Here is a 20,841-nt window from a genome sequence, read left to right as displayed (position 1 = left end):
CAATGGCCAAGATTCCACACTTCGACATTAGTGCCGCCGTTGTGCGCCAACTCGGAGAAGAGCTGGTTTCTGACGAGGTTACCGCAATCGTCGAACTTGTGAAGAACGCTTACGACGCTGATGCAACCTTTGCCCACGTATCGGTAAACACATCGGAGAGGCTACCTATCGATGGTGCCAAATTTACTCGTGAGATTGGATACATAACCATCGAAGATGACGGGATGGGAATGGATCGTTATGACATTGAGCGAGGCTGGTTGATTATCTCCCTCTCCGGGAAGCGCATTATGAAAGGCCAAGGGCTTACAACGCCCAAAGGCCGTGTGCCCCTTGGCGACAAAGGCTTAGGACGTCTTAGTACTCAGAAGCTGGGCCGGAATCTCGAGATGTTTACTCGCAAGGACGGCAACAGCGAAACACTGCATGTGTCTTTCGCCTGGACAGCGTTCAGCGACGACAAGAGCCTCAGCGAGGTTCCAGTTTACCTGGGGCCGGCCACACCCGGGCGAAAGAAGGGCACATTGCTTGCAATCAGCGGGCTGCGCAATGCCGAAGTCTGGCGTGGAAAAGCGGCGGAGCAACTTGTGTCCGACCTCTCACAAATTATCTCGCCTTTTCCAGAAGCTCGTCCGTTCATGGTAACTTTGCGAATCGACGGGCGGCCAATTGATCTCGCATTAGTTTCAGAGCGCGTTCGCAATGCCGCAATCGGACGCTTCCAGATCGACTTTGAAAATGGCCGCTTGGGACTGTCCGGCAGAGTTCGCTTAGCAAAATTCCGTGGCAACAAAGCGGAGGACACATATGCGTTCGAGCGACTCCTCACGCAAGACAACGGGCAGGCATTTTTCGAGTTTTTGTCGGGTCGGACACCTCCCGTAGAAATACGCTTCAGTCCGGACACCGCATATTTTCTTGAATTTAGCCATTCTGTGGATCTTTCGGCTTTGGGAAAGATCGAGAGGGACCCAGGTGATCCTTCTAAGCCTGCCAATCCGGGGCCGTTCCATAGCGAGATCGACGAGTTTTCGCTTCGCTCTGACGAGGTTGCCGTCAAGCTTAGCGGTTTGGCTAACGCCACTGAAATTCAGCAGGTCGTCAAACAACATGCCGGCATAAAAGTATTCCGTGATGGCTTCGCAGTTAGACCCTATGGGATTAATGGAGAGGATTGGTTACGTCTTAGTGAGGGTCAGACCAGCGCATCTTCCTGGTACGGCTTGCGCCCCCACAACGTTATCGGCTTTGTTGCGATATCCGAAGCTAGGAATAGTCAGCTGCGGGAGAAGACAGACCGCGAAGGATTTGTTTCGAACCCATATTCCCAGAATTTTCGTCGACTGATGGGAAAGGCAGTCGACACTATTGCGATCTTCTATGAATGGGCGCGGCGCAACTACAACAGTTATAAAGCGGAGCATGCTTCACGCGGAAAGCCCTTTGACCGCGGCCGCACAGCTGTGCTCGATGCCGCGGCTGTTTCTAACAGGCTTGCAAGTTATGCCAAGCGCGCGGCTACGATAAAAACTCGCACGTCCACCGTTCAAAAGCAAATCGCCTCTGTTACGAACCGCATTGAGACAACCCCACTGCTCTCAAATGCCGCAGAACGAGAATTGTCCGTTCTGCTTGCAGAGGCGCGCCAGGCGCTTGAGGCATCTGAGGCAATCTTCGATGAACTTTCCGACTATGCTTCCGAAGCTCAGGGTTTGGAGCAAGTTGTAGCGAGCTTGGGACCTCGACTCGATGTCCTCTCGGATCAGTTGCAGGATTTCTCTGAGCTAGCAGGTCTCGGCCTGCTAGCCGAGACCTTATCCCATGAGGTCCAAAATCAGACGGACCGTTTGATGCAGAGGTCTACGGCTAACACTTCCAAGGCGCGCAAGGCCATACCCATCAACAATGATTTGCTGGTATTCTCCACCGAAGTGACGTCCATCGCTTCAGCACTCAGACGACAAATTAGTCATCTGGCACCTTCTCTTCGGTACCAGCGCGACAAGATTGAAGTCTTCTCCGCGAATGAACTGGTTGTGGATATCTGTGATCATTTTGAACGCCGATGGCAACAATTAGGTATCTCAACAAACATCGAGGCGGGCGAAGATTTTCGGGTCAGAACCAATCGAGGGCGCTTGACCCAAGTAATCGACAACGTACTATTGAACGCTGAATATTGGCTTCAGCATGCCAAGCCAAGCATCAGACAGGATCTTGTTCTAGCGATTGAAATCAAATCACCGAGACTCAGAATTTGGGATAACGGTCTAGGGGTCGACCCTTCAGTTGAAGATTCCCTTTTTGAACCGTTTATAACTCTCAAGCCAAAAACTCAGGGGCGAGGACTTGGATTGTTCATTAGTGCGCAAATCCTGGAATCGATGGGTTGCTCAATCTCGTTGCTGGGCACACGAAATGCGCACGGTCATCGCTATATTTTCGAGCTGGATTTGTCAGGTGTTGCGAATGGATAAGAAGGCGCCCGTGATGCAGGCTGAGGCCGCGGCGCCGGCGCCTATTGCCGAAGAAGTTGCAGCAGGCCAAACGGCGGTGGCGGCCCCGCGTGGCGAAGCATTCGAAGGCAACCTGACCGAGCTTTTTGCGCGTCTCAAAATCGTCAAGGTCGTCCTTGTCGATGACAAGATCGACCAGGAGATGGACCCTGGAGTTATTTTCGACGTAATTACTACTCACCCAGAAAGTAGAAAGCGCCTATCTGATCAGTTTTTCAATCTTGATTTGGATCCTCAAAACGAGGTGTTGTTCGAGCAAATCTCTGCTACATTTGCTGAGCTAAATTCAGAGCAACTGGAATTGTTGCGAGAGACTATCAGCCAGATGGCGCCTGAAGTTTTCGAGAAAGTAGTCTTCGATGAATTGAGAGCTCTTTTGCCTGGTGACATTGAGATAGAGTTCCTTGTGCCTAATGTCTGGAATGATATGCGAGCGGCCCTTCTGGCGGAATGCGATAAAGATAGACGAACACTATTTCTGTTTGACCAAGAACTTGGAAACAACGACGGCCTTCTTTTCGCAAAGGGATCAGATATCATCAAGGACTTGGCGCTGACTGACAAGGAAGCCTTCGGTACGAGATGGTTCTGTGGTATGCTTTCACATACTCTACAGCCTGGCGACGAGGTCGATACTTGGCTTAAGTTGGAGCAAGAAGAAGATATAAAGCTCAGTTTTTTTATGCCTATCGCGAAAGGCAGCCTGAGAGAACTGCCGACATTTTATGGGGCTGTCTATAGGACCCTCATCAACACGTATTGCGCCAGCATGAAGGACTTAGCGAAGGCAGCGTTTAAAGAGGCGCTTGAAGCTGCCCTCGATCGTTTTTCTAAACTCGACCCAATCGACTTTGAGCATATGGTCCTTAAGTCGTCGGAAGATGAGGGAGTCTCCGAACTCGAAACTCTGATCCGGCTATACGGGATAATCCATAAGGATCAGGTAAAGGCTCAGATACTAAAAGAGGCGACCCTGCAGGAGTTTTCGACTGCAGCGACCGGGGTGAAGATTGTCGCCGATTTTGCGCGAAAGTTGCCGCAGACAGCACAAGAGCGCTTGGCAAAGCTCCGTCAAACCGAACTCTACGAGGATGAAACGTTGGTAAACGGATTTCATGATCCGCTGCGAAATGGTGACGTCTTCGAAATTGGTGAGGGCCAGGGCATTAAGTTGTGGGTACTCATCGCGCAGCCCTGCGATCTCATGGTTCGAAGTAATGGCGAGCGAGCCAGAGAAGATAACTTTAAAGTGGCTGTTCTGGCGCCTATTCGAGCCGTGCCATTGGACGAAATGCCGAAGCCTGGTTTGTCATTTCGCCTTGATCATTTCGACAAGGGCGGGATGGCGAGTTCGTATGTTGACTTTGCTGAAGCGACTTCGGCAAATCTCCGCGTTCTCGATCTTGCTGTCCTGAGTAAGTCGGGGAAATGCGAAATAGGAGCACTGAAGGACTTGGACCCCAATTTGCTCTTGCCCACCAAACCCTGGGCCGACCGAGCAGTTATCCTTACAAAGCATTTCGAGAAGGTAACGAACGAAATCGAGAACGCTCGCAAAAAGTTTAAGGATGATGGTGCAAAGATGCTTGAGATTGCAACGTTGCCGCGCCTCTCCTCAGCTAGAAAACTGATTCGGCACGGCTCTTACGATAAAGGTAGATTCGTTTATCCAATAAGACGGATCACGCGCATTCGTGATCCGTTAGCTGGTTCTCTTTTGGCTGCCTTTAGCCAATACTTCTCCCGTGACGCTTATGAACATGATTTTTCGAAAGATGCCACAAGTAAGGCAGATGCTGCTTAGCATCGGTCGTTGCGTTTCTGCCGCTAGCCGTCAGGCGCGGCGTATCCATTGGCACAGCCTCCCCCTCACCCCCCAGCCAACCTTGGCAGCAAAAAAATCTCCGCCCCCGGCGGCAGCTTCTTCCCCCACGTATCCCTATAAATCACCCCGTCGATCGCCACCGCGATCCCCCGGTCGATCAACGGCTCCAGGCCGGGATACTGTTCAGCCAGTTTCCTGAACAGTTCCCTTATGTCCTTGGCCTCGACCTCGACCTTGCTCTGGCCTCCGGCGGTCGCGGCAAGCGCCCCCCAGAGCGTCACTTGCACCATCAGCCTTCCCGTTCCGCCTCGATCGCCGCCAGGATGCGCGGCGGCGACATCGGGATGTGGGTCATGCGCACGCCGGCGGCGTTCGACACCGCGTTGGCGATCGCCGCCAGCGGCGGCACGATCGAAGTTTCGCCGACGCCGCGCACGCCATAGGGGTGGTTGGGGTTGGGGATTTCCAGGATCTGCGTGTCGATCATCGGCAGGTCGGAGCAGACCGGGATGCGATAGTCGAGGAAGCCGGCGTTCTGCAGCCGCCCGTCCTTGCCGTAAATATACTCCTCGTTGAGCGCCCAGCCGATGCCTTGCGCGGCACCGCCCTGGTACTGGCCCTCGACATAGGTCGGGTGCACCGCCTTGCCGGCATCCTGCACCACCGTGTAGCGGATCACCCTGGTCGAGCCGGTCTCGGGATCGACCTCGATGTCGCAGATATGGGTGGCGAAGGAGACGCCGGCGCCGTCGGCGACGAGCTCGCTATGGCCGGCGATCGGCCCGCCGGTCTTGCCGGATTGCGCCGCGATCTCCTTCAGCGACAGTTTTCCGAGATTGCCGTGCTTCTCGCCCTTGGCCACCGCATGGCCCTGTTCCCAGACCACGTCGTCGACGGAAATATCCCACATCTGCGCGGCGCGCTCGCGCAGCACCTTGATGGCGTTGCGGGCGGCCGAGATGGTCGCCATGGAGGAGGAGAAGGTGCCGCGGCTGCCGTCGGTCATGTCGTTGTAGCCGAGGCTGGACGTGTCGGCGACGACGGCCTTGACCTGCGAATAGTCGATGCCGAGCTCCTCCGCCGCCACCAGCGACAGCGACGCGCGCGAGCCACCCACGTCCACCGTTCCGACGGCGAGCGAAACCGAGCCGTCCATGCCGATGTTGAGGTCGGTGCAGGTCTGGCCGCCGAAATTGAACCAGAAGCCGCAGGCCATGCCCCTGCCCTGGTTTTCTTTTAGCGGCGCCTTCATGTGGGCATGGTTCTTCACCGCCTCCAGCGTCGGGCCGATGCCGATCGGGCCGTAGACCGGGCCGTAGGACGACCGCGTGCCTTCCTGCGCGGCGTTCCTGATGCGGAAATCGACCGGGTCCATGCCGAGCTCCTTGGCGAGCTCGTCGACGGCGCTTTCCACCGCGAAGGCCGCCATCGGCGCCGAGGGCGCGCGGTAGGCCGCGGTCTTCGGCCGGTTGACCAGCACTTCGTAGCCGACGGTCTTGACGTTCTCCAGCCTGTAGCAGGCGAACGCCGTCATGGCGCCGATCTCGGCCCAAGTACCGGCATAGGGGCCGCTGGTGTAGCGCAGCGTCGCTTCGGCAGCCGTGATCGTACCGTCCTTGCGGGCGCCGATCTTGACGTCGATCGAGGTGGCGCTGGTCGGGCCCGAGGCGCGGAACACTTCGTCGCGGGTCATCACCAGCTTCACCGGGCGGCCGGCCTTGCGCGACAAAGCGAGCGCCACCGGCTCGGCCCAGACATGGGTCTTGCCGCCGAAGCCGCCGCCGATCTCGGAGGAGGTGACGCGCAGCTTCGAGGCTTCCATGCCCAGCAACTGGGCGCAATGCTGGCGGTAGACGAAATGGCCCTGCGTGCAGACCCACAGGTCCGCCGTGCCGTCGGAGCTGACATTGGCCACGCAGGCATGCGGCTCGATATAGCCCTGGTGCGTCTGCTCGGTCTTGAAGGAGCGCTCGACGATGAAGTCGGCCTGCCCAAAACCCTGATGGATGTCGCCATGGCCAAACTGGCTGCGCTTGGTGACGTTGGACGGCTTGACCGGCTTTTCCTCCAGCCCCTCGGTGAAGACGGCGTCGTTGATCAGCGGGGCGTGGTGCCGCATCGCCTCGTCGACATCGGTGACATGCGGCAGCACCTCGTAGTCGACCTCGATCAGCTTCAGCGCCTGCCTGGCGGTGCGGGCGTCGACCGCGGCGACAGCGGCCACCGCATGGCCGTCATAGAGCGCCTTGGTGCGCGCCATGCAATTGTCGAGGATGTCGTACATAGCGGCATCGCCGTCGGTGAGGTCCGGCAGGTCGGCCGCGGTGATCACCGCCTTCACGCCGGCGAGCTTTTCCGCCTTCGAAGTGTCGATCTTCCTGATTTTGGCGTGGGCGTGCGGGCTGCGCAGCACACGCCCGACCAGCTGGCCGGCCATGTTGAAGTCGGCGCCGTAGCGGGCGCGGCCGGTCACCTTGTCGACGCCGTCGGGACGGATGGGACGCGTGCCGACGGAGGCGAAATTGCGATTGGAAAAACGCGGATCGAAATTCATCGTCAGGCTCCCTTCATCACGCTTGCCGCGTCCTGGACGGCGCGCACGATCTTGTCATAGCCGGTGCAGCGGCACAGGTTGCCGGCGAGGCCAAAGCGGATCTCCTCCTCGGTCGGGTCGGGGTTCTTGGCCAGAAGGTCCTTCGCCGCGATCAGGAAGCCCGGCGTGCAGACGCCGCATTGCAGCGCGGCGTGCTCGAGGAACTTCTGCTGGAGCGGATGCAGCCGGTCGCCATGCGCCATGCCCTCGACGGTCTCCACGCGGCGCCCTTGCGCCTCCGCGCCCAGCACCAGGCACGAGCACACCAGCCGGTCGTCGAGGATGACGCTGCAGGCGCCGCAATCGCCGGTGCCGCAGCCTTCCTTGGCGCCGGTCAGCCCGAGCCGGTCGCGCAGCACGTCGAGCAGCGTCTCGTCGGGCTGGCAGAGGTACTCGACGCTGTCGCCGTTGATCGTGGTTGAAACTGCTACACCGGCCATCATTTGCCTCCTGCACGCTTGTAGGCTGACGTGGCGGCCCGCCTGGCCAGCACGCCTGCGACTTTCCGCCTGAACTCGATCGTGCCCCGCTTGTCGTCGATCGGCCGGCAGGCGCCGGAGCAGACCTTGGCGAGCCGCTCGAGGGCTGCTTCGTCCAGTTTCCTGCCGATGAGGGCCTCGGCCGCCTCCTGCACCAGAAGCACCGTTGGCGCGGCGGCGCCCAGCGCCACGCGGGCCGCCTGGACGACGCCTTGCTCGTCGAGCGTCAGGTTCACGCCGGCGCTGACCACCGCGATATCCATCTCGGTGCGGGGGATGAACCTGAGATAGGCATCGCCCGAGCGCGCGGCGCGCTTGTCGAGCAGGATCGCCTCGATGATCTCGCCCTTGGCGAGCGAGGTCTTGCCCGGTCCGGTCGGCACGGCCTCCACGGCAATGGTGCGCCTGCCCGCGGGCCCGACGATCACCGCTTTGGCGCCGGCCGCCACCAGCGCCGGCACGCTGTCCGCGGCCGGCGAGGCGTTGCACAAATTGCCGACGATGGTGCAGCGTCCCTGCACCTGCTTCGAGCCGATCAGCTTGGCCGCCTCGACGACGCCGGGCCAGGCCTTCTTCAGGGCCGCGTTCTCGCCCAGCACCGCGCAAGGAACCGCCGCACCGATGCTGAAGCCGTCGGCCGTCTCCCTGATTTCGCTCAAGGCAGCGATCGCCTTGATGTCGACGATCAGGTCGGGTTCGATGAAGCCGCCCTTCATCCTTACCAGCAGGTCGCTGCCTCCGGCGAGAATGGCCGCCGTTCCGGCCGACCCGGCCAACTGACCGACGGCATCTTCGATTGAAAGTGGACGTATGTAGCGCATCGTCTCCCCTTGGTCACAGCGATCTCAGCGACCGTTATAAACAGTCTCCTCATAATGGCTATCCGGTTCGTCATTTTCGACGATTGGGCCAGCCGCCGCAAAATCGAGTCCCAACCCAGGCTGAACTGGCGTAAGCCAGTCGCGCAGGCCGCGGCCGAGGCTTTGGAAAAAATTCCAGGAGCCGGTGTCGGACTGGCCGGGCCCCGCTCGTCCTTGGGGCATCGAACAGGCATTATGAAAGGATATGATATGCCCGGCACCGTACGTTTGCACCGTGTTCTCACCACCAGCCCGGAAAAAGTCTATCGCGCCTTCGTCGAAGCCGACGCGCTGGCGAAGTGGCTGCCGCCGAACGGCTTCACCTGCACGGTTCATCACTTCGAGGGCAAGGTGGGCGGCACGTTCAAGATGTCGTTCCGCAACTTCACCACCGGCGACAGCCATGCCTTCGGCGGCGAGTATCTCGAACTCGTTCCCGGTGAGCGCCTGCGCTACACCGACAGGTTCGACGACCCCAATCTGCCGGGCGAAATCCAGGTGACCGTAACCCTGAAAAAAGTCTCTGTCGGCACCGAGCTCGACATCACCCAGGCCGGCATTCCCGATGTCATCCCGGTCGAGGCCTGCTATCTCGGCTGGCAGGAATCGCTCAGGAACCTGGCGAAGCTGGTCGAACCCGAGATCAATCAATAGGCCAGACGGTGGCGGTTTCAGCCATTTGCCGCTAGCAATTGGCCGACGCGCCCGGTCGACCGGGCGCGTCGCGAGCGATACAGCGGAGGCCAAAAGCATGACTCTCACCAACCGGGACATCGTCGAGCTGACCGAGTGGCGGCGCCAGCTGCACCAGCAGCCGGAAATCTCGAACGAGGAGGAAAAGACGGCAAAAGCCGTCGTCGACTTCCTCGCCGACACGGGACCCGACAAGGTGCTGACCGGATTGGGCGGCCATGGCGTGGCGGCAGTCTACGACAGCGGCAAAAACGGACCAACCGTCCTGTTTCGTTCGGAACTCGACGCCTTGCCCATCGAAGAACTGTCCGGCGTGCCGCATGCCTCGCAAGTGCCGGGCAAGTCGCATATGTGCGGCCATGACGGACACACCGCGATCCTGGCGGCGTTGGGCCGCCAGTTGGGGCGCGAGCGGCCCGCCAGCGGCCGCGTCGTGCTGATGTTCCAGCCGGCGGAAGAAACCGGCAATGGCGCCGCCGGCGTCGTAGCCGATCCGCGCTTCGGCGAGATCGCGCCGGATTTCGCTTTCTCCCTGCACAATCTGCCCGGCGTGCCGTTCGGCGAGGTGCGGCTCAAGCCCGGCGTGGTCAACTGCGCCTCGCGCGGCATGCGCATCGTGCTCGAGGGCAAGACCGCGCATTCCTCCATGCCCGAGACCGGAATCTCGCCGATGCCGGCAATCAGCCAATTGATGCCTGCCCTGCCCGCGCTCGGGCGCGGAACGTTCGCCGACGACGATTTCGCCATGGTCACCGTCACCCACGCCGAGATGGGCGAAGCCGTGTTCGGCATCGCACCGGCCCACGCCGAGGTCTGGGCGACGCTGCGCACCAGGCGCGACGAGCGCATGGCGGATCTGTGCGCCGCCGCGCAAGCGCTGGTCACGAAGATCGCCGGCCAGCATCGCCTGTCCGCAAGCTGGGATTATCACGAGATCTTCGTCGCCAGCGTCAACGCGCCCGACGCGGTGGAGCATCTCCAGCGAGCCCTCCAGGAAGAAGGCGTCGCGCACTCGGAGGAAGCGCTGCCGATGCGCGCCTCGGAGGATTTCGGCCTGTTCGGCCACAGCGCGACGTCGGCCATGTTCTTCCTCGGCGCCGGCGAACGCCACCCTGCCCTGCACAATCCGGACTATGATTTCCCCGACGATTTGATCCCGATCGGCTCGAGGATCTTCATGCGCACGGCGCGCAATTTGCTGGGGTGAGAGCTGCCAAATGGCCGATCGGGGCGAGCCAGAACGCCACGCTGGGCTGTGGCGGAACGGGCTTCGCTAAACGTCGAGAACGACCATCATTCCACGGACCTCGGCCATCTCGAGCAGCAGATCCTGCAGGCGGTCCTCGGTCACCGTCTCGCCGATTCGCTCCAGCAGTTCGTCAATGCTTTCCTTCATCGAAATGACGGCAACCCCAGTCTTTTCGGCGAGCAGCCGCCCTATGGCAGCGCGGATGAGGGCAGTCTGGTCAGGCATGATTCCCCCTTCATGCTGGGACGGCGGCATGGGTTTTCTTCAATGCATGCTTCTGCCGCAACTTCTGCGAGCTTCAGCCTACGCTTGCAAGTCGTTTTGAGGGACTGATATTCACTATTTGGCGGATAGTTGCCTGGAGACGACACCAGAGACGCAACTCCTCGTTGCCGGATCCGGACTTCACCGTTCCCGGGCACCGGACACCCCATCTCGATTAGAGGCTGCATCGGTCAGCCGCTTCCTTGCCGATCGCGATATGCAAACCGCGGCACCCGCCCGACGTATGCAGGACACGGGCGCAGGCGTCCGACCCGCGCCGGAAGACGACTGCAACAACAACACTTCCCGACAAGGACGACCGACAGTCGCGATTGGCCCTTGCCGAAGCAGGCGGCCTCGCTCATCCATGGCGCGTGCCAATGACAGCCCGAGACCAGCCGATGACCGATGCCAGCTTTCATCTCGTCGAAGCGACGATCGAACAATTGCGCCGTGCCCTCGATGAGGGCACTGTCACCAGCGTCGAACTGGTGGGAGCCTATCTCAGGCGCATTGCGCATTTCGACCGCCACGGCATCACACTCAACGCTGTCCCCATCCTCAACCCGGCCATGTTCGAGGAGGCCGCGGCTTCGGACCGGCGCCGCAGCCAGCGCAAGACGCTCGGCCCGCTCGATGGCATCCCCTACACCGCCAAGGACAGCTACAAGGTATCTGGCTTGACTGTCGCCGCCGGCTCGCCGGCCTTCGAGCATCTCATCGCCAACGAGGACGCCTTCACCGTCGCCCGGCTGCGCGCCGGCGGCGCGGTGCTGATCGGCCTCACCAACATGCCGCCCATGGCCAATGGCGGCATGCAGCGCGGCGTCTATGGCCGCGCCGAAAGCCCTTACAATGCCGACTATCTGACCGCCGCTTTCGCGTCGGGCTCGTCCAACGGCTCGGGCACGGCAACGGCGGCGAGCTTCTGCGCCTTCGGGCTTGGCGAGGAGACCTGGTCGTCCGGCCGCGCGCCGGCCACCAACAACGCGCTGGTCGCCTACACGCCGTCGCGCGGCGTCATTTCGGTGCGCGGCAACTGGCCCCTGGTGCCGACCATGGATGTCGTCGTGCCGCACACGCGCAGCGTGCCCGATATGCTCGAATTGCTGGATGTGATCGTCGCCGACGATCCCGAGACGCGGGGCGATTTCTGGCGCGCGCAGCCCTGGGTCGCGCTGCCGAAGAGTTCCGAACTGCGGCCGCCGCGCTACACCGGTCTCACAGTTGCGGGGTCGCTGGAAGGGATGCGGCTTGGCGTGCCCCGCATGTATATCGGCCGCGACAGCGGCGCCGATCGGCCGATCGAAACCCGCGCCTCCGTGCTTGATCTCTGGGAGCAGGCGGCGGCGGACCTCAGACGGCTTGGGGCCGAAGTGGTGGAGGTCGATTTTCCCCTCGTCTCCAACTATGAGCGCGATCGCCCCGGCGCGCGCACCATGGTCGAGCGCCGCCTGGTGCCACGGGAGTTCGCCGACCGTGAAATCTGGGATCTCTGCATTTCAGCTTGGGACGATTTTTTGCGCGCGAACGCCGATCCGAACATCCCCGATCTCGCTTCGGTCGACGGTCCGAAGATTTTTCCGCAGCCACCGGGCACGCTGCCCGACCGCTATGAAGGCGGTTTCGACCTGGCGGAGTATGTCGAGCGCGCGAAATCCGGCGTCACGCCGTTCCGGGACATTCCGACGATCGAGGACGGGCCGATGGGGCTGGAAACGACACGGCGGCTCGATTTCGAGGACTGGCTGGACGCGAACAGGCTTGATGCCGTCGTGCTGCCCGCAGTCGCCGATGTCGGGCCGGCGGATGCCGACATCAACGAGGCCTCCGCCGCGCTCGCCTGGCGCAACGGCACCTGGGTCGCCAACGGCAATCTGGTGTGGCGGCATTTCGGCATCCCGACCGTCACCGTGCCGATGGGCACGATGGCCGATATCGGCATGCCGGTCGGCCTGACCTTCGCCGGCAAGGCCTATGACGATGTAAGGCTGCTGCGCATGGCCGGCGACTTCGAACGCTCCACGCAGCGCCGCACGCGCCCGCCACGCACGCCGGAACTCGCCGATGATGTGTTTTCGAGCCGGTCCGCCCAAGCCGGCAATGGCAAGGCGCCTGCGCTCGCAATCAAGCTAGCGGCCGAGGCGCGCGGCACCGGCGATCAGGACGAGATCATCATCACGCTCAACCTCCCCGTCGACGCAACCGAGACGGAGCGCGCCAGCATCAAGGTGCATGTCAACGGCGAGGCCGTCGCGATGCAGCGGGCCGGCGCGCTTTTGACCGGCCGGGCGTTTGTCCCGGCCGCGGAGCATCAACGGATCCACAGCGTCTGGCGCGGCCCCTACGGCTCGATCGTCACGGCGGTGATGCGGCTGCGGGATGGATGCAGCGCGGGCGCCTATGTGGTCACCGGCGGGATTGGATGACGATGAGCCCGCGCGGGCCAATTTCGCGCCGGGCTCGCTATGTGAACCGGGGAATTATGAGGAGCCAGCCATGATCAAAGTCAAACAACTCGCCCATGTCTGCATCTTCGCCAACGATCTGGACGAGACACGGCGCTTCTACGAGGATGTCCTTGGCACGGATATCCAGTTCAATTTCCTGCGCGATCGCGAGATTTTCGGTTTCTACTTCAATTGCGGCGGCCGCAGCCATATCGAGGTTTTTCAGAAAGAGGGCGCGCGGTTCGGCGAGACGAACCAGATCAACCATTTCTGCCTGGAAGTGGAGGATATCGACGCCGCGATCGCGCATATTGCATCCAGGGGTGTGGAGGTCACCGCGAAAAAACTCGCCTGCGACGACACATACCAGGCCTGGCTGCGCGATCCCAACGGCGTGAAGATCGAACTGTTCGAATACACCGGCAAGAGCGCGCAATTCACCGGCGGCGACCGCGTCGCCGATTGGTAGGCTGTCGCGGTTTCAGTGGGCGCTAGCCCCGCGCGGCCCAGAGCAAACCACGCTCGACAATCAGCGCCATTTCCGGCACCGCGAACTCGTCGGCCGTATGCCCAAGCGAACTGTAGAAGACCTTGCCCGCGCCATGCCGGCGCTTCCAGACCACCGGCATGACGACGCCGCCGATCCCCGGGAAATGCGCGTCGGTGAAGATGGTCGTCGCCAGCACGTCGTTGCTCGGATCGACATGCATGTAATACTGCTCCGACCGGTAGGCGAAATCGCCGACGCCGCTCATGATCGGGTCGTCCGGCTGGGTGATGACGACCTTATAGTCGATGATATCGCCGGGATGCGCGACCCATTGGCCGCCCGTCATGAACTGGTAGTCCGGCTCGTTGCGGAAACTGTCGCCCATCGTGCCGTGGAAGCCGCCGAGCCCGCTTCCCTCGCGAACCGCACGCGTCAGGTTCTGCAGTTCGGCCTTCTCGATCGTCGACATGGTGATGACAGGCACGATGAGATCGAAGGAACCGAGCTCCGGATCGGCGAACATCGCCGTGCCCTCGCCCAGCGTGACGGTGAAGCCATTGCGCTCCAGCATGTCGCGCACGACCTTGGCGCTGCGTTCCGGCGTGTGACCTTCCCAGCCGCCCCAGGCAATCAACGCCTTCTTCGCCATGTCGTGAACCTCCTAAATCGCCCGCTGCGGTCGATGGTTACACGGCGCGGCTTTCAGCGCCAGCCCAGCGCCGGCGCGACATGGGTCAGGATCGCCTCGATGACATGGGCGTTGTAGTCGACGCCGAGCTGGTTGGGCACGGTGAGCAGCAGCGTGTCGGCCTCGGCGATCGCCTCGTCCCCGGCCAACTCCTTGATCAGCACGTCAGGCTCGGCGGCATAGCTGCGCCCGAAGATCGCCCGCGTGTTTTCCTCGATGAAGCCGATCTGGTCGCGGCTCTCATTGCCGCGGCCGAAATAGGCGCGGTCGCGGTCGTCGATCAGCGCGAAGATGCTGCGGCTGACCGAGACGCGCGGCTCGCGCGCGTGGCCGGCGGCCTTCCAGGCCTCGCGATAGATCCGGATCTGCTCGGCCTGCTGGATGTGGAACGGCTTGCCGCTTTCGTCGAATTTGAGCGTCGAGCTCTGCAAATTCATGCCGAGCTTGGCCGCCCATTCCGAAGTGGCGTTGGTGGCGGCACCCCACCAGATGCGCTCGCGCAGACCCTCCGAATGCGGCTCGAGCCGCAGCAGGCCGGGCGGGTTGGGAAACATCGGCCGCGGATTGGGTTGGGCGAAGCCTTCGCCGCGCAGCGTGTCGAGGAAGACCTCGGCGTGATGCCGCGCCATGTCGGCGTCGCTTTTGCCTTCCTGCGGCGCGTAGCCGAAATAGCGCCAGCCATCGATGACCTGTTCGGGCGAGCCCCGGCTGATGCCGAGCTGCAAGCGCCCGCCGGCGATAATGTCGGCGGCACCCGCATCCTCGGCCATGTAGAGCGGATTCTCGTAGCGCATGTCGATGACCGCCGTCCCGATCTCGATGCGGCTGGTCTTGGCGCCGACCGCCGCCAGCAGCGGAAATGGCGAGGCGAGCTGGCGGGCAAAATGGTGGACGCGGAAATACGCGCCGTCGGCGCCGAGTTGCTCGGCCGCGACGGCGAGATCAATGGATTGCAACAGCGCGTCCGATGCCGAGCGCACCTGCGATTGCGACGAGGGCGTCCAGTGCCCGAATGACAGGAAACCGATTTTTTTCATGGGCATGACGTATATGCGACCAGCACGTGCTTCAATGCCAAAAGAGCAGGGTTACACACCGTCGCCCCTGCGTGACACCAAAAGTGCGCCTTACCGAAAGTTTGAATGCCGTGGAGGGTAGGATGCTCAGGGGAATCCGCATCGTCGAGATCGAGGCGTTGGGGCCGGCGCCCTTTGCCGGCATGCTGCTCGCCGATCTCGGCGCCGATGTGATCGTCGTCCACCGCAAGCATGCATCCCTGCCGGGCCTTCCCGAGCGCTCGCTGCTCGATCGCGGCAAGCGCTCTATCGCGCTCGACCTCAGGAATGCCGAGGACGTTGCCGTGCTGATGCGCCTGATCGCCACCGCCGACGGCCTGATCGAGGGCTTCCGGCCGGGCGTGATGGAGCGTCTCGGGCTTGGTCCAGATGCGTGTCTGGCCGCCAACCCTCGCCTGGCCTTTGGCCGCATGACCGGCTGGGGGCAGGAAGGCCCGCTCGCCCGCATCGCCGGCCACGACCTGAACTATACCGGCGTGTCGGGCGCACTCTGGTATGCCTCCCTGCCGGGCGAGCCGCCAATGGCGCCGCCGACGCTGGTCGGCGACATAGGCGGCGGCGCGCTCTATCTGGTGATCGGCATGCTGGCCGCCGTCATGAACGCCCGCGCCGGTGGTGAAGGCACGGTCGTCGACGCGGCGATCGTCGACGGCTCGGCCCATATGATGAACCTGTTGATGTCGCTTGCACAATCCGGCGCGCTTGCCGCCGAGCGTGGCCGGAGCCTTCTGGACGGACCGCATTGGTGCCGCGTCTACCGTACGTCAGATGGCGGCTTCATCAGCGTCCAGTGCGTCGAGCCGAAATTCTATGCGCTGTTCCTCGACAGGCTTGGCCTGGGCGGCGATCCGCAGTTCGCCGCTCAGTTCGACCGCGGCCTCTGGCCTGAGCTCGGCAGCCGGCTGGAAGCGATCTTTGCCGAAAAATCCCGAGACGAGTGGATGAAATTGTTCGAAGGAACGGATGCCTGCGTCGGGCCTGTGCTCAGCCCGCATGAGGCGGCGCTGCATCCGCACATGGCCGCACGCGGCTCCTGGCTGACGGTGGACGGCGCCCTTCAGGCGGCCGCCGCCCCGCGTTTCTCCGGAAGAACGGAGCGGACACCAGCGAAAAGCCCGGCACGCGGCGAACACGATGCGGAGATTCGCGCCGAACTGGCGAATCCTGCCGCACCCCGTTGAAATCGAGCACTTTTCACTGCTGAGTTCGCCATGATCCGGTTGCCGCGAAATAGGCGGCACTCGTTTGCGCCCGCATGGCACGCGTGTATGGCAGACCTGACGCGACGATCGCCAAGGTCCGCCGCCTACTTTCCGCAATGGTGGTCGTTGATCTTGTTCAACGCATTCGCATCCGGCCCCACCCGGTGGTAGGAGCAGGCGCCGGCGGCCGTCGTGACAAGCTGCCGGTCATAGTAGCGCGGGCCGCCGAACAGTATGTCGATAATATCGCCGTCAGCGGGAACATAGCGTTCGGGTTCGCCTTGGTGGTGGCGGTGCCTTGCCCCGGCGGACGCCGAAGAGACGATGCCGCAGCCCATCACAAGGGCGAGAGCGCAGATCGCAAAGCGTTTCGTCGTCATCGACAACACCTTCCTAGCCAACCTGAGTTCATCTTATACCCAAAAATCGCCGGATAAAGAAAAGTTCCTGAGAACGGTCGCCGGTTGATTTGCAGCCGGCGTGCATGAGCGGCTGCCTGAGAACCGGCGGAGCAGGCCGGCTCGCCTGACAACCGACAAAAGCCTCAGTCGGTCTGGATCCACACCGACTTGGTCTCCAGATATTCGTGCAGATGTTCGATGCCGCCCTCGCGGCCGTAGCCCGACATCTTCATGCCGCCGAACGGCACGGCTGGGTCGATGGCGTGGTACATGTTGACCCAGACGGAACCCGCCTTGACCCGGCGGGCGAGCTTGTGCGCCGTGCCGAGATGGGTGGTGAAGATGCCGGCAGCCAGCCCATAGGGCGTCGTATTCGCGCGGGCGACGGCTTCGTCAAGCGTATCGAAGGGCATTGCCGAGATAACGGGCCCGAAGATCTCTTCACGCGCTATGGTCATCGTGTCGGACACCGCGCCGAAGACGGTTGGGGCGATGAAATTGCCGCCGTCATAAAGGTCCCCGGTCAGCCGCGATCCCCCGGCGACCAGTTCCGCGCCCTCCTCGCTGCCGGCCTTGATGTAACCCTCGACCTTGCCGGCCTGCCTCGCATTGATGAGCGGCCCTATTTCGGTTTCGGCCTCGATGCCATGGCCGATGCGCAACCTGCCGGCGAAATCGGCGAGCCGGCGCACGAACTCGTCATGGATTTCGCGTGCCACGAACAGCCGCGAACCGGCGATGCAGACCTGGCCCGAATGCACGAAGACGGCCATCGCCGCGATCGGAACGGCCTTGTCGATATCGGCGTCGCGGCATACGATGAGCGGCGACTTGCCGCCGAGTTCCAATGAAACGCGCTTTAGATTGGCAACACCCGCCCGGGCGATCGCCTGACCGGTGAGCGTCGAGCCGGTGAAGACGATCTTGTTGACGTCAGGATGTTCGGCAAGCCGCGCGCCGGCTTCGGCCCCGGTTCCGGTGACGACGTTGACGACGCCATCGGGAACGCCGGCTTCCTGCATCAGCCGCGCGATCAAAAGCGGCGTCAGCGATGCATCCTCGGAAGGTTTCAGCACGATGGTGCAGCCCGCAGCGAGCGCCGGCGCGATCTTCCAGATCGAGGCGGCGGTCGGCGCGTTCCAGGGAATAATGGCGCCAACCACGCCCACCGGCTCGCGTCTTGTGAAGGTGACGATCTCGCCCGGGATCGAATTGTCGATTGATTCGCCGTGCAGCGCGGTCGCCATGCCGGCATAGAAGCGCAGCATGCCGATGACCCGGCGCCGGTTGGCGAGCGTGCGCGTGATCGGCAGCCCCATGTCGAGCGTGTCGGAGACGCAGAGCTCTTCCCAGTTCTTCTCGAAGAGATCTGCGATCCTGAGCAGCACGCACTGCCGTTCGTAAGGGGAAAATCCGGACCACGGACCTTGGAAAGCGATGCGCGCGGCCGCCACCGCCGCTTCGACGTCGGCGGCGCCTCCGCGCGGCACCGTCGCCAGCAATTCGCCCGTCGCCGGGTTGAGCGCCTGCATCTCCTGCCCGGACTGCGCCGCGACCCACTTACCGCCGATGAACATCGGCCGGAATTCGCCATGATAGAGCGTCGCGGCCTTCGCCCTCGGGTCGAAGTTCAGCGTCATATCCTCCTCCTCGCCATTCCGTCGCGACTATTACTCCGGTGCAGGCACACCTCAAGCAAGGAAGCCGACAAGCCGTCGAAATGACCGAACTGCGTCCCCTGGCTATCGGCCGCCTCACCCGCCGCAGGCGAAGCGGTAGCCCTCCAACGCCTGCTGAACCGCCGCCACCAACACCGCCTCCGGATCGAGCGGCTGCCCGGCAAAGCGGTCGAGCGCGGGCAGATGCTGATGGAACAGCGTCGCCGACACGGCCTTGCCCGACAAAGCGGTCATCAATTGCTGGACAGCGTCCATCGCCTCCGGATGGTTCCAGTAGTAACGTATGCGGTCCGACAGCGAATAGTGCCGCTGCACGCGCTGTTGCGCCGCAGAGCCGTGGTAGTGGCTGTGCCAGTCCTTGGCATCGGCAGTCATCAGCGCTTCCATGGTCTGATAAAGCGGGCGCGCGCCGTAATCGGGCAACAGATCGGAGGCGATCAGGTCCAGCCCGTAGAGCGCTTCGCGCAGGACGAAGGTCAGCTGCGGCCCCACCTTGAGGATGGCAAAGCCGTCGTCGACCAGTTCGCGCAGGGCCGCTTGCGTCTGATAGTCGGTGGAATGTGCCTCGTAGACCAGGCCGGATTCCTGTTCGAGCAGCGCGCGCAGATGCAGCGCCTTGGCGCGATCGTAGAAGACCACGTTCTCGTTGCCGAACTCCACGCCCGGCTGCACGACCACGGCGATGACCCGCGAGAAGGCGTCAGCGAGGCCGTTCTCGTGGAAGACCTGCCGATGCACCGCCAATGTGTGCCGGACCGCGGACAGGCTTGTGGGGCTGATTTCGCCAATGAGATGATCCGCTCCGCCTGGCGGCGGAACCTCGGTGCCGATCACGTAAAGCGGCCGGTCGGGGCCGCTGGCGACGTCCTCGGCCTTGCGCGCAAGGCGCGCGGCGCGCCTGGCAATCGTAGCGTCATCCAGCGCCGCCGGCTCGCCCGCACATCCCATGGAGGCATCGAGATGGATCTTGCGGAAACCGGCCCGGACATAGCCGGACACCATGTCCTCGGCCTTCGCCATCGCCGCGCCGGCATCTTCCTTTCGCCATGGATTGGGACCGAGATGATCCCCGCCGAAGATGACCCGCTCGGGCGCAAGGCCTTCGGAGCCGGCAATAGCGGTCACCGCCGCGACGAAGTCGGCGGGCTGCATGCCGGTATAGCCGCCGAACTGGTTGACCTGGTTGCAGGTAGCCTCGATCAGCAGCGGCCGGGAGAACAGCGCGGCGTCGCGCACTGCGGCCCGGATCACGACCGGATGCGACGAGCAGACGGAGGTGATGCCTTCCGCCACCCCCTGACGCCGGGAATTTGCAAGTTTCAGCAATGGATTTGCAAGTTTCAGCAATGGATCGGTCACGGGCGTCGCCTCGGCATGTTGGCAATGAACAGATCCAGTTCGGCACGCGTGCCGGCCCCTTCCATCGGACCTTGCCGCGTCACGTTGCGCGCGCCTGCCGCATTCGCGTAATCGAGCGCTGTCACGGCAGGCATGCCGAGCCTGCGGCAGGCGATGTAGGCGCCGCCAAAACAGTCGCCCGCGCCGGTCGGATCGATCTCCTCGACCAGGAAGCCGGGCGCCTCGACGCGGCTGCCGTCAGCGCCGAACAGGGACGCGCCCAGCGCGCCGCGCTTGACGACGACCTCACCGGCGCCGCGGGCAAACAGCGAGACGAGCGCGTCGGCTTCATTGTCGTTGCCCGAAGCGGTGTGGAGTTCCTCACCCGACGGCAGGATCAGATCCGCAATGTCGAGAAGCCGCGCGAAGCGCTCGCGCGTCTGGCCATGGCCGAGCAGTTCCTTGCGGAGGTTGGGATCGAGCGAGATGCTTCCGCCACGCGCCTTGACGGCATCGATCGCATGGTCGAGCACCTCCCAAATGGGGGGAATGCTGAGCGCGGTCCCCATGACGTGCAGATGGCCCGAACGCGCCAGCAGCGCCTTGGCCTCGGGGGTCAACCCGACCAGCGCCGCCGCCGATTTGCCGATATTGTAGACGAAGTCGCGCGAACCGTCCTCGCGGTAGCGCACGAAGGCGCTGCCCGTCGGATAGTCTGGACTGACGGCAATGGCCGAGACATCCGCACCGTCCCGGCGCAGGCGCTCGACGTTGATCCTGCCGAAATCATCGTTGCCGACGCAGGCGATGATGCCGGCCCGCCCGCCAATCCTGGCACATTGGTCGATGAAGATCGCCGGCGCCCCGCTCGGATAGGGTCCGGTCAGCTCCATGGGCTCGAGAAAGCCGTTGCCACGGCTCGTCGCCATGATCTCCACCAGGATCTCGCCGACGGTGACGGTCGGCCCGAGTCCATCGGGCGCCAGTGTCTTCAATGGGGATTTGCTTGGCATAGCGAAGGCTCGGTGTGAAAGGCAA

Annotated in this window: 18 protein-coding genes; 7 read left to right on the top strand and 11 right to left on the bottom strand. The window is 62.6% G+C overall.

Going from position 1 to position 20,841, the window contains the following annotated elements; all coding sequences use genetic code 11:
• The first annotated feature begins 2 nt into the window (after positions 1 to 2).
• Complete coding sequence (locus tag LB566_RS09635; protein WP_224624231.1) at positions 3 to 2,477, top strand: sensor histidine kinase; 2,475 nt, start codon at positions 3 to 5, stop codon at positions 2,475 to 2,477.
• Positions 2,470 to 4,320: a hypothetical protein gene (locus LB566_RS09630; RefSeq protein WP_224624230.1), complete on the top strand. Its 1,851-nt coding sequence runs from the start codon at positions 2,470 to 2,472 to the stop codon at positions 4,318 to 4,320. The genes LB566_RS09635 and LB566_RS09630 overlap by 8 nt, the downstream gene beginning before the upstream one ends.
• 65 nt (positions 4,321 to 4,385) lie before the next feature.
• On the opposite strand, the gene LB566_RS09625 is transcribed toward LB566_RS09630, so the two are convergent.
• From LB566_RS09625 to LB566_RS09610, 4 genes are read right to left on the bottom strand one after another with little or no spacing between them, the layout of a single operon-like run.
• Complete coding sequence (locus LB566_RS09625) at positions 4,386 to 4,631, bottom strand: MoaD/ThiS family protein (protein WP_140552045.1); 246 nt, start codon at positions 4,629 to 4,631, stop codon at positions 4,386 to 4,388.
• A complete protein-coding gene (locus LB566_RS09620) occupies positions 4,631 to 6,895 on the bottom strand; it encodes a xanthine dehydrogenase family protein molybdopterin-binding subunit (RefSeq protein ID WP_224624229.1) in 2,265 nt (754 codons plus the stop codon). The genes LB566_RS09625 and LB566_RS09620 overlap by 1 nt, the downstream gene beginning before the upstream one ends.
• Before the next feature lie 2 nt (positions 6,896 to 6,897).
• A complete protein-coding gene (locus LB566_RS09615) occupies positions 6,898 to 7,374 on the bottom strand; it encodes a (2Fe-2S)-binding protein (RefSeq protein ID WP_140517305.1) in 477 nt (158 codons plus the stop codon).
• On the bottom strand, positions 7,374 to 8,234 hold the full coding sequence (locus LB566_RS09610) for an FAD binding domain-containing protein (protein WP_224624228.1): 861 nt from the start codon (positions 8,232 to 8,234) through the stop codon (positions 7,374 to 7,376). The genes LB566_RS09615 and LB566_RS09610 overlap by 1 nt, the downstream gene beginning before the upstream one ends.
• A 249-nt stretch (positions 8,235 to 8,483) precedes the next feature.
• Here LB566_RS09610 and LB566_RS09605 point away from each other — a divergent pair, with 249 nt between their 5' ends.
• Positions 8,484 to 8,927: an SRPBCC family protein gene (locus tag LB566_RS09605; RefSeq protein WP_140552048.1), complete on the top strand. Its 444-nt coding sequence runs from the start codon at positions 8,484 to 8,486 to the stop codon at positions 8,925 to 8,927.
• A 97-nt stretch (positions 8,928 to 9,024) separates the two neighbouring features.
• Entirely contained in the window at positions 9,025 to 10,173 is a 1,149-nt protein-coding gene (locus tag LB566_RS09600) for an amidohydrolase (RefSeq protein WP_224624227.1), read from the top strand.
• Positions 10,174 to 10,239: 66 nt separating this feature from the next.
• Here LB566_RS09600 and LB566_RS09595 read toward each other — a convergent pair whose 3' ends face one another.
• Positions 10,240 to 10,440, bottom strand: a complete 201-nt coding sequence (locus tag LB566_RS09595) for a hypothetical protein (RefSeq protein ID WP_224624226.1) — start codon at positions 10,438 to 10,440, stop codon at positions 10,240 to 10,242.
• 440 nt (positions 10,441 to 10,880) lie between these two features.
• On the opposite strand from LB566_RS09595, the gene LB566_RS09590 reads away from it, so the two are divergent.
• Together LB566_RS09590 and LB566_RS09585 are read left to right on the top strand one after the other, a co-directional pair.
• Positions 10,881 to 12,908, top strand: a complete 2,028-nt coding sequence (locus tag LB566_RS09590; RefSeq protein WP_224624225.1) for an amidase — start codon at positions 10,881 to 10,883, stop codon at positions 12,906 to 12,908.
• Between the two features lie 70 nt (positions 12,909 to 12,978).
• Positions 12,979 to 13,398, top strand: coding sequence for a VOC family protein (locus LB566_RS09585; RefSeq protein ID WP_224624224.1), 420 nt, complete (start codon positions 12,979 to 12,981; stop codon positions 13,396 to 13,398).
• Positions 13,399 to 13,420: 22 nt separating this feature from the next.
• Here LB566_RS09585 and LB566_RS09580 read toward each other — a convergent pair whose 3' ends face one another.
• Both LB566_RS09580 and LB566_RS09575 read right to left on the bottom strand, forming a co-directional pair.
• Positions 13,421 to 14,068 carry a ThuA domain-containing protein gene (locus LB566_RS09580; RefSeq protein ID WP_140552052.1) on the bottom strand — a complete coding sequence of 216 codons (648 nt, stop codon included), beginning with the start codon at positions 14,066 to 14,068 and terminating at the stop codon, positions 13,421 to 13,423.
• A 53-nt stretch (positions 14,069 to 14,121) separates the two neighbouring features.
• The gene (locus tag LB566_RS09575) at positions 14,122 to 15,144 is read right to left on the bottom strand and encodes an LLM class flavin-dependent oxidoreductase (RefSeq protein WP_224624223.1); all 1,023 of its coding nucleotides are present in this window, start codon (positions 15,142 to 15,144) and stop codon (positions 14,122 to 14,124) included.
• 122 nt (positions 15,145 to 15,266) lie between these two features.
• On the opposite strand from LB566_RS09575, the gene LB566_RS09570 reads away from it, so the two are divergent.
• Entirely contained in the window at positions 15,267 to 16,364 is a 1,098-nt protein-coding gene (locus LB566_RS09570; RefSeq protein WP_224624222.1) for a CaiB/BaiF CoA transferase family protein, read from the top strand.
• Between the two features lie 125 nt (positions 16,365 to 16,489).
• Here the strand turns inward: LB566_RS09570 and LB566_RS09565 are convergent, their stop codons facing one another.
• The 4 genes from LB566_RS09565 to LB566_RS09550 all read right to left on the bottom strand — a co-directional run bounded on the left by LB566_RS09565 (position 16,490) and on the right by LB566_RS09550 (position 20,816).
• On the bottom strand, positions 16,490 to 16,765 hold the full coding sequence (locus LB566_RS09565; protein WP_140517323.1) for a hypothetical protein: 276 nt from the start codon (positions 16,763 to 16,765) through the stop codon (positions 16,490 to 16,492).
• Between the two features lie 164 nt (positions 16,766 to 16,929).
• On the bottom strand, positions 16,930 to 18,426 hold the full coding sequence (locus tag LB566_RS09560; protein WP_224624221.1) for an aldehyde dehydrogenase family protein: 1,497 nt from the start codon (positions 18,424 to 18,426) through the stop codon (positions 16,930 to 16,932).
• A gap of 114 nt (positions 18,427 to 18,540) precedes the next feature.
• On the bottom strand, positions 18,541 to 19,824 hold the full coding sequence (locus LB566_RS09555) for a D-tagatose-bisphosphate aldolase, class II, non-catalytic subunit (RefSeq protein ID WP_224624220.1): 1,284 nt from the start codon (positions 19,822 to 19,824) through the stop codon (positions 18,541 to 18,543).
• The gene (locus LB566_RS09550; RefSeq protein ID WP_224624219.1) at positions 19,821 to 20,816 is read right to left on the bottom strand and encodes a sugar kinase; all 996 of its coding nucleotides are present in this window, start codon (positions 20,814 to 20,816) and stop codon (positions 19,821 to 19,823) included. The genes LB566_RS09555 and LB566_RS09550 overlap by 4 nt, the downstream gene beginning before the upstream one ends.
• Positions 20,817 to 20,841: the final 25 nt, after the last annotated feature.

Origin of the sequence: Mesorhizobium sp. CA13 (assembly GCF_020165235.1) — a bacterium.
Classification (GTDB): Bacteria; Pseudomonadota; Alphaproteobacteria; order Rhizobiales; family Rhizobiaceae; genus Mesorhizobium.
This window is presented reverse-complemented; position numbering and strand designations above follow the sequence as displayed.

Coding starts and splice junctions, on each gene's coding strand:
- LB566_RS09615 (WP_140517305.1), bottom strand. CDS start 7,374: ATGGCCGGTGTAGCAGTTTCAACCACGATCAACGGCGACAGCGTCGAG.
- LB566_RS09575 (WP_224624223.1), bottom strand. CDS start 15,144: ATGAAAAAAATCGGTTTCCTGTCATTCGGGCACTGGACGCCCTCGTCG.
- LB566_RS09585 (WP_224624224.1), top strand. CDS start 12,979: ATGATCAAAGTCAAACAACTCGCCCATGTCTGCATCTTCGCCAACGAT.
- LB566_RS09605 (WP_140552048.1), top strand. CDS start 8,484: ATGCCCGGCACCGTACGTTTGCACCGTGTTCTCACCACCAGCCCGGAA.
- LB566_RS09590 (WP_224624225.1), top strand. CDS start 10,881: ATGACCGATGCCAGCTTTCATCTCGTCGAAGCGACGATCGAACAATTG.
- LB566_RS09595 (WP_224624226.1), bottom strand. CDS start 10,440: ATGCCTGACCAGACTGCCCTCATCCGCGCTGCCATAGGGCGGCTGCTC.
- LB566_RS09570 (WP_224624222.1), top strand. CDS start 15,267: ATGCTCAGGGGAATCCGCATCGTCGAGATCGAGGCGTTGGGGCCGGCG.
- LB566_RS09630 (WP_224624230.1), top strand. CDS start 2,470: ATGGATAAGAAGGCGCCCGTGATGCAGGCTGAGGCCGCGGCGCCGGCG.
- LB566_RS09620 (WP_224624229.1), bottom strand. CDS start 6,895: ATGAATTTCGATCCGCGTTTTTCCAATCGCAATTTCGCCTCCGTCGGC.
- LB566_RS09635 (WP_224624231.1), top strand. CDS start 3: ATGGCCAAGATTCCACACTTCGACATTAGTGCCGCCGTTGTGCGCCAA.
- LB566_RS09560 (WP_224624221.1), bottom strand. CDS start 18,426: ATGACGCTGAACTTCGACCCGAGGGCGAAGGCCGCGACGCTCTATCAT.
- LB566_RS09565 (WP_140517323.1), bottom strand. CDS start 16,765: ATGACGACGAAACGCTTTGCGATCTGCGCTCTCGCCCTTGTGATGGGC.
- LB566_RS09550 (WP_224624219.1), bottom strand. CDS start 20,816: ATGCCAAGCAAATCCCCATTGAAGACACTGGCGCCCGATGGACTCGGG.
- LB566_RS09625 (WP_140552045.1), bottom strand. CDS start 4,631: ATGGTGCAAGTGACGCTCTGGGGGGCGCTTGCCGCGACCGCCGGAGGC.
- LB566_RS09610 (WP_224624228.1), bottom strand. CDS start 8,234: ATGCGCTACATACGTCCACTTTCAATCGAAGATGCCGTCGGTCAGTTG.
- LB566_RS09600 (WP_224624227.1), top strand. CDS start 9,025: ATGACTCTCACCAACCGGGACATCGTCGAGCTGACCGAGTGGCGGCGC.
- LB566_RS09580 (WP_140552052.1), bottom strand. CDS start 14,068: ATGGCGAAGAAGGCGTTGATTGCCTGGGGCGGCTGGGAAGGTCACACG.